The 1,850-nt window shown below is 64.8% G+C and carries 3 protein-coding genes; all 3 read left to right on the top strand.

Translation table 11 applies throughout. The features are described 5' to 3' along the window. Nucleotides 1-628: cbb3-type cytochrome c oxidase subunit I (locus AC1DT2_RS22255; RefSeq protein ID WP_477298793.1), on the top strand; the 628-nt coding region annotated here is incomplete at its 5' end. After that, nucleotides 625-1,416 (top strand): c-type cytochrome, encoded by a 792-nt coding sequence (locus tag AC1DT2_RS22250; RefSeq protein WP_477298791.1) that lies wholly within the window; start codon nt 625-627, stop codon nt 1,414-1,416. The genes AC1DT2_RS22255 and AC1DT2_RS22250, both read left to right, overlap by 4 nt. Before the next feature lie 79 nt (nt 1,417-1,495). Further along, on the top strand, nt 1,496-1,850 hold a 355-nt coding region (locus tag AC1DT2_RS22245; protein WP_477298789.1), incomplete at its 3' end, for a hypothetical protein.

The following is a 1,850-nucleotide window of genomic DNA, read 5'->3' as shown; positions in this document are numbered from 1 at the left end:
GTCCTTTGTGATGCTCGGCTTCGGTGGCGCCGGCGGGCTGATCAACATGAGTTACCAGCTGGATTCGACCATCCACAACACGCAGTGGGTAACCGGGCACTTTCATCTGATTTTCGGCGGCGCGATCGTCATCATGTACTTCGCTCTCGCCTACGATCTCTGGCCGCACCTCACGGGCCGCGCGCTGCTGAATCTACGGCTCGTGCACTGGCAGTTGTGGTTGTGGTTCATCGGCATGATCGTGCTGACCTTCCCCTGGCACTACGCCGGGCTGCTGGGCATGCCGCGACGAATGGCCTTCTACGACTACACGGCGCCCGGCATGTTCGCCGAGGGCGTCTCCGTCGTGATGTCGACGATCGGTGGTGCGCTGCTCGTGGTGTCGGCGGCGTTGTTCCTCACGGTGCTTATCCGGAATCATTCGGCGGCGCGGGTGGATCCGGAGCCGTTCACCTTCAGCCGCGCGGTGCATGAGCCGGTGTCGCTTCCCTGGGCACTGAACGGGCTGGGACTGTGGTTGGGCCTCATGATCGCGCTGACGATCACCAACTACGGCTACCCGATCGTGCAACTCATGATGACGCCCGAGGGGCGCGTCCCACCCGTGTTCGTGGGAGGAAAGCCATGAGCGGCCCCCTACTGCGCAACCGTTGGTTCGTCGGGAGTGTCGGCGGGACCTTCCTGCTCCTGGTGTTCTCGGTCTTCGTCGGTTTCGTCTGGCTCCCCTCGGCCCAGGACGATTCCCTGTTCAAGGGATTGCTCAATTCGATCTGTAGCGCCGCCGGTGTGCCCCGGTCGTGGTTGGGTGAGGCCAGTGCCCCGGTAACGTCCCCGGTGAAGGTCTCGGAGGTCGTCATGACGCCGACCACCCTCGACGAGCCGTCGTCGGGCGGTGGCGTGGGTCGGGGTGCCACCCTGGCGCTCCGTTGCACCATGTGCCATGGCTTGCGCGGCGTCAGCACGTCGCAGACGCCGACGCTGGCCGGCCAGTACGCGTCATCCATCTACAAGGAACTCCGCGACTTCCAGAGCGGCGCACGGGCGAGCGCGGTGATGGCGCCGCTGGTCGCCGAACTGCACGACCAGGACCTGCGAGATCTCTCCGCGTATTACGCCTCCCTGCCCCGCCAGCCATCACCCGCCACGCAGGACCTGCAGTCGGCACCGGACATCGTCGCCACGGGTGCACCCATGCGCAACATTCCGCCTTGCGGATCCTGCCACGGCAGATTAACCGCCAAGTTGGGCGTGCCATGGCTGGATTCACAGCCGCGCGATTACCTGAAGACGCAGCTGGACGCGTTTGCGCACGGCACGCGGCGTAATGACACCAGCGCGCAGATGCGCAACATCGCGCGCAACATGACGACCGAAGAGATCGACGCCTCGGTTGATTATTATTCGGGCACGCGCTGAGCGAGCGACGGCTTCTCGACCTCCCTGAGTTTGAGCATAATCGTCGGGCCGCATGCCGCGGCGGTGCCCCAGGGTTTCCATGGATAAGGTGACTGGCGTTGCGTTTGGGTTGAGGCTGGCTGCGGCCTTTACGATCGCCTCGACGTTGTCGGCTTGCTTAAGGCCGCCACGGCCGAGTACCCCCGAGCTCACCCGCATCGTCATCGATGACGACTGGGACGGGTACAGCAGCATTACGCCCGTCCGCTCCCACTGGGTGGTCGAGCCGGCAGGGACCGGATTCATCCTCTACGGTACGCACAGTCAGCAACATATCCCGCTGCCCGCCGACCAGGGTCGAGCGGCGGACCGCGACGTCACCAACGTCCCACCGCAGGTCGTACCCACCTCGACCGTCGATGCGCTGCTGCGTGCCATGCGTGCACCACCTCAAC

The organism is Luteibacter sp. P4_E6, assembly GCF_056401535.1.
The sequence above is the reverse complement of the archived record's forward strand: the minus strand, read 5'-3'. Positions and strand labels throughout refer to the sequence as shown.

Excerpts from the sequence above, each read along its gene's own strand:
- AC1DT2_RS22250 (WP_477298791.1), top strand. The coding sequence starts at position 625 with ATGAGCGGCCCCCTACTGCGCAACCGTTGGTTCGTCGGGAGTGTCGGC.